The sequence below is a fragment of the Acinetobacter sp. YH12095 genome (assembly GCF_013419245.1).
Lineage (GTDB): Bacteria > Pseudomonadota > Gammaproteobacteria > Pseudomonadales > Moraxellaceae > Acinetobacter > Acinetobacter towneri.
Map to the genome: position 1 here is coordinate 1 of NZ_VPAL01000031.1, position 6,085 is coordinate 6,085.

The window sequence follows — 6,085 nt, forward strand, 5'->3', positions numbered from 1 at the left end:
ATTTAAGTGATGTGCTGAAAAGGTTGCCGACACATAAAGTGACTCAGATTGAAGAATTGCTACCACACCGCTGGAAACCTGAACCGAATTAAAAAATAGGCATGGGGTTCAGCGGACGCTTACGTTCAATTCGTATAACCACCATTATGTTAAATAGAATCAAAAAACCTCCAATAAAATCGTTATAGTATTATTATTTATTGAGTAGATAAGAGAATTAAATTAGTGAAATACTCAAATGAACAAATAGTAAAAGCACTCTTACTTGCTCCTTTACCTTTACTTTTTTTAACAACAGTCCTGTTTATCGCAGTGAATCACGAATACAGCCTATACTCGATTTTCGTAGTTCTTGTAGGACACGGTCTTATTTACTTGGCTTATTGTATTTTGACTGTGCCTTTTAGCTACATATTCTCAATTCTTTTAAATCGTTATAACAGACTTAATTTATTAACCATCTGTATTACCTCTCTAATTATTGCTACTCCATTTTTTATTCTTTTAGGATGGGGGCATACTGGAAAGATTGCTGAAGATTGGTGGAAGATGTATACCAATACATGGGCTAGCTTTCTGGCTCTATTTCCTGGCTTATGTTATTGGCTGTTTTTAATTAACTTAAAAGATAAAGAATAGTTATGAAAAAAATATTATATTTTAATTTTTTAGCGATTATTTTGACTTACGTATCTTTGCTTTATCAAAAAAATATATTAGTTGCTCGCATAGTTGTAGATAAGCTTGAAAAAGTTAAAGTCATAGCTGGGGGATTTCCTCTCCAGTTCCTTATAGATGGTGAAACCTCTCCAGTCGGAAGTATAAGTATCAATCCTTTATTTATTTTCATCGGCATGGATCAATTTGTTTTTCTCAATTTTTTTATTGATTATTTATTTTGGATAAGTATTTTATTTGCTTTTTCTATGATTGTGAAAAAGTACAGAATTGTATAGATCTTCTAAAATTAACATAATACACGTTATACGAATTCCCAAGGCATGGCTTTTAGTTATGCTTTTTTTATCAAAAGAGTATACCTGAATGATAGCGAGCCAAATCGCATACAATATCTATCATTAGACTTAATGCAATAATTAAATGATAGTATTATCATTAATCTAATAGAATTAAGATTAAATGATAGAAATGAATACACGTATTTATCTACGAGCTTCAACTAAAGATCAAGATGCAGAAAGGGCTTTGCAGATTCTTCAGGATCTAAACCAAAACTTGAATTTGGGTGAAACCATTGTGTACGTGGAAAACTATAGTGGTACGAAGTTAGACCGACCTGAATTGAATAAGCTACTGTCAGAAGCAAATCAAGGTGACACATTGTTAGTTGAAAGTATTGACCGCTTATCACGCCTAACCCAACGAGATTTTCAAGAGCTGAAGCGCAGGATCCAGGAGAAGGGACTTCGTTTAGTCGTAGCAGATCTTCCTACTACCTACCAAATGATTCAAACCAGTGACAGCATTACTCATTCAATCTTGGAACTCATCAACAATATGTTGATTGATCTTCTGGCAACAATGGCCCGCCTAGACAATGAGAAACGTATAGAACGTATTAAGCAGGGCCTGGCACGTTCGGGTTACAAACCAACAGGCAAGAAGGCAAATGAGGCTAAACATAAACGAATAAAAGAATTGCTAGTAGTTGGCAATATGACTAAGGAAGAAATTGCCAAAGCAGTGAATTGTGGAGTTGCAACTGTCTATCGAGTTGCTAAAGTTATCTAAAAGAGGCTTATCTCAACGCGCCCCCAATGGGGCACCGCTGCATTCAGGTTACTTCACATAAGAAATTTTATGTTAAATGATTGTTAGAAATGCCCCTTGATCGAGGCATTTTCTATAAAGAATACTAAAAACTAATTAAAGCCAACCAAGTTTCAAAACAAGGCAGTTCTCAGCAATCATATTTTTAAATTATATAACTCCCAACTGAGCTTTTGCTCCAACGATAAGGCTTTCATTTTGAGTTTCTAAGGCAAATAAACCATACATCAAAGGAGAGGCCGCTGCTCTTTCTAAAGTCTGTTCATATAGTTTATTCCAAACTTTACCCCCTAGTTTTTCATACTCGATGATTAGAGTTTTGAGGCTTTCTTCTCCAAACAAAGTTACATGCCCAGCAAAATCAATCGCTGGGTCATCTATATGGGCTGTTGACCAATCAATAACGCCTGAAACAGCTCCATCCTTTGAAGCTAGTACATGCCCAGCATATAAATCGCCATGTATAAATTGGGTGAAATCTGCCCATAGAACATCATTATCCAACCATTTTCTGTAGCGGGTTTCCAATTGCTCACTTATACCAATTTCAGATTTTACTAACTGCAAATTGTTTGCTATTTCAGGTCTTAAATCTGAAGGTTTCATAATTTTCAAATCATTTTCCCGAACTTCTTTTTCAGGAATACTATGGATTTCAAATAAGGTTTTTGCCAAAGATGTTATGTATTTCGGGCTATCTTTGTCCATATTCCAAATTATTTCATAGGTTTCAGCATCCAAATTTAAAACAGGATTATCTTTAAGTATGGGATAAGCCACTAATTCTGTAGATGAAATTCTCCAATCAGGAACCTCTACAGAAAGATGTTTTTTTACCAATTCTAAAATGCGTTTTTCTTTCTTGATTTGTTCCCTCATGCCATCACGACGAGGAATACGCAGCAACCATTGTTGCCCCTTTGTATCAAGAGCAAAAACGACCTTAAAATCAATGCCCATTTCATTGAAATTCATTTTGTCCGTAAGCAACAAGCCGTGTGCTTCAGCAAGTGATTGAATATCTTGAATTGTCATTTTTAATTTCCTTTAAAGAGTTCAATAATTAATGTTCGGATTAGATTGGCTATCATTAACAATCTCTCTCAAAAGTCTTGATGATTTTGTGGTCTTTGATCTCGTAGATAATGTCAGCAATATTATCGACCAATTGCTTGTCATGAGATACGAAGATAATAGTTCCTGCATAGGACTTCATCATTGTTTCTAATGCGGCAATACTTTTTAGGTCAAGATAGTTTCCTGGTTCATCCATAAGCAAAATATTATATTTTCCTAAAAGCATTTTGGATAAAAGCAGTTTGATGATTTCACCTCCCGATAAGTCGGATAAGTTTTTTTGAATATCATTCGCTCCGATCCCCATTGAAGCCAATACTGCACGAATTTCCGCAACTGTGTACTCGCACTCTTCCTGCATAAAGGAGAGCACAGATTTATGCGTGTTAAATTTATATCCTGTTTGTGTAAAGTAGCCAATTTCAGCTTTTGGAGATATGGTTAATCCATCAGCACGTTCTGATATCATTTTTAACAAGGACGTTTTCCCTGTTCCATTCGATCCAGTTATAGCGACTTTAGCGCCAAGCGGTATTATAAAGTTAGCGTCATCAAAGATAGTACGGCTACCAAATTTTAAGCTCAGACCATCTGCCGTAATCGGGAACTTATTGTGCAGTTCTAGGGCTGAACTTTGACGAAAACGAATAGAACGCAAATGCTCTGGTGCTTGAATATCTTCTAATGCAGCCAAACGCTTTTCCATACTCTTAGCTGCCTGATACAGTTTTCTTTGCTTGGTGCCAGTCATTTTTGCATGCCCAAGTCGTCCAGCACTTTCGGTAGAGTTTTTGGATTTTTCTCCTTTTTTCTTATTGTCTAATCGATTAGCTTGCTGGCGTTTTTCTTGCACAGCAGATTCTAATCGCTCCCGTTCCTTCATCATCAGCTCATATTCTACGGCTTGGTGTTGTCGCTCTTCTTCTTTTTGACGCAAGTAATCCGAGTAACCACCCCAATATTCCGTAATTTTACCGTCTTTTAACTCCCATATCTTGTCTACAACCATATCAAGAAAATATCGGTCATGACTGATAACAAGTAATGCTCCATCAAATGCTTTAAGTTGACCAATAAGTAGATCTATTCCATTGAGATCAAGGTGGCTGGTTGGTTCATCCGCTAGAATGCCATGTACTTGTTGGGAAAATGCGGCAGCAATTTTTGCACGAGTTTCCTCTCCGCCACTCATTGTGTCGTTTTGTACATTGGAAACACCAAGGCGAGATAACATTGCCCGGTCTTCGACCGTTTCTATTTCGATTCCGCCCAGTTGGCTGATATGTGCAAAATCACCAAAACGCTGTAATGTCGCTTCGGCTAAAACAATTTCGCCATTAAGTACTTTGAGTAAACTACTCTTTCCTGCTCCGTTATCACCCACAAGACCAATACGGTCATAAGAGTGAATTTCCAATTCATCAATATCCAAAACATCACGCCCAGCATAATCCAAGCGTATGTTTCTCGCTTTAATAATTAAACTCATTTTTATTTACTCCTGTTTAGCTCTTGAAATTTTTTATGCAGCAAACAGGATTTAGGTGAAAACAAAAGCTAGCATCACAGTGTCCTCCCAAAAAAAAAGCTATTCATCCACAGGGTGGACAAATAGCTAGTCAATTAAGTTATAACTGGAAACTATGCACTAAAAGCATACTTATAAATTAAGCATACTTTTACTTTATATATCCGCATATATTCTTAAAGACACAACAAAAGCCCACCATTATAAAATAGTGTCACTATGCAAATAGTTGTGTCTTAACGAATGCGGATAGAATGCATAAACTTACCTAAAAAATAAAATTCAGTTTTATGATAACTTTACTGTTAAAAGAAGTCTAGACAACCTTGTTTTATGCTTGGATATAAGGCTTATTTTAATATAAAATATTCTCAAAACTTTTTAACGAGTGAAAAAGTACTCAACCAAATAATAAAACAATTGAATTTAAAAGAAACCGATACCGTTTACGAAATTGGAACAGGTAAAGGGCATTTAACGACGAAACTGGCTAAAATAAGTAAACAGGTAACGTCTATTGAATTAGACAGTCATCTATTCAACTTATCGTCAGAAAAATTAAAACTGAATACTCGTGTCACTTTAATTCACCAAGATATTCTACAGTTTCAATTCCCTAACAAACAGAGGTATAAAATTGTTGGGAATATTCCTTACCATTTAAGCACACAAATTATTAAAAAAGTGGTTTTTGAAAGCCATGCGTCTGACATCTATCTGATTGTTGAAGAAGGATTCTACAAGCGTACCTTGGATATTCACCGAACACTAGGGTTGCTCTTGCACACTCAAGTCTCGATTCAGCAATTGCTTAAGCTGCCAGCGGAATGCTTTCATCCTAAACCAAGAGTAAACAGTGTCTTAATAAAACTTACCCGCCATACCACAGATGTTCCAGATAAATATTGGAAGCTATATACGTACTTTGTTTCAAAATGGGTCAATCGAGAATATCGTCAACTGTTTACTAAAAATCAGTTTCATCAAGCAATGAAACACGCCAAAGTAAACAATTTAAGTACCGTTACTTATGAGCAAGTATTGTCTATTTTTAATAGTTATCTATTATTTAACGGGAGGAAATAATTCTATGAGTCGCTTTTGTAAATTTGGAAAGTTACACGTTACTAAAGGGAATGTAGATAAATTATTAGGTATACTACTGACAGCTTCCAAGGAGCTAAAGAGGTCCCTAGACTAGCAAGAAGTACACAAGAAGCCTTAAAGATTATAGAAAAGCTTTTCCATGAAATGCTTAACATTATTTAATGTTAACATGTGGCTTTGTGGTAACTACCACGAGTGGTAACTTGTAACATGAAAAAAGTTACAAGTTACAAGTGGTTTATTTACGAACATAAAGGCTAGGAAAGCACTTGATAAGTATATCAAGTGCTTTTTTTCCGTTCGATTTTACTATCCAAGATACCGCTTGACGTACCTAATATTTTAGTGTGCTAAGGGCTTTGCTTTTTCTGGTTATAGTTCGTTCAAAAAAGACCGCAAGGGTAAATGCACGATCATAGATCGCCCTTGCAGCTTTTTAATCTCTCCACTTTTTTCTCTGTACACGACAAAAATAGATAACTCATTGAAATAATGTCACAATAATTGTTTTCTAACGACGAATACTATGACACATCTCAATGAGTTATATCTTATCTTAAACAAATCTCTAAAATGGAACAA

General features: G+C 35.5%; 6 protein-coding genes. 4 read left to right on the forward strand and 2 right to left on the reverse strand.

Annotated elements, in window-relative coordinates; genetic code table 11:
- Positions 1–225: 225 nt before the first annotated feature.
- The 3 genes from FTU35_RS12860 (at position 226) to FTU35_RS12870 (ending at position 1,752) form a co-directional block, all read left to right on the forward strand.
- On the forward strand, positions 226–639 hold the full coding sequence (locus FTU35_RS12860; protein ID WP_179989130.1) for a hypothetical protein: 414 nt from the start codon (positions 226–228) through the stop codon (positions 637–639).
- 2 nt (positions 640–641) lie between these two features.
- Positions 642–956: a hypothetical protein gene (locus FTU35_RS12865; protein ID WP_070155405.1), complete on the forward strand. Its 315-nt coding sequence runs from the start codon at positions 642–644 to the stop codon at positions 954–956.
- 184 nt (positions 957–1,140) lie between these two features.
- A complete protein-coding gene (locus FTU35_RS12870) occupies positions 1,141–1,752 on the forward strand; it encodes a recombinase family protein (RefSeq protein ID WP_015060246.1) in 612 nt (203 codons plus the stop codon).
- Between the two features lie 189 nt (positions 1,753–1,941).
- Here the strand turns inward: FTU35_RS12870 and FTU35_RS12875 are convergent, their stop codons facing one another.
- Both FTU35_RS12875 and msr(E) read right to left on the reverse strand, forming a co-directional pair.
- Positions 1,942–2,826, reverse strand: a complete 885-nt coding sequence (locus FTU35_RS12875; protein WP_000155092.1) for an Mph(E) family macrolide 2'-phosphotransferase — start codon at positions 2,824–2,826, stop codon at positions 1,942–1,944.
- A 55-nt stretch (positions 2,827–2,881) separates the two neighbouring features.
- The gene (gene msr(E), locus FTU35_RS12880) at positions 2,882–4,357 is read right to left on the reverse strand and encodes an ABC-F type ribosomal protection protein Msr(E) (RefSeq protein WP_000052512.1); all 1,476 of its coding nucleotides are present in this window, start codon (positions 4,355–4,357) and stop codon (positions 2,882–2,884) included.
- A 372-nt stretch (positions 4,358–4,729) separates the two neighbouring features.
- Between msr(E) and erm(B) the strand changes: the two genes are divergently transcribed.
- A complete protein-coding gene (gene erm(B) / locus FTU35_RS12885) occupies positions 4,730–5,482 on the forward strand; it encodes a 23S rRNA (adenine(2058)-N(6))-methyltransferase Erm(B) (RefSeq protein WP_154320141.1) in 753 nt (250 codons plus the stop codon).
- Positions 5,483–6,085 lie beyond the last annotated feature (603 nt).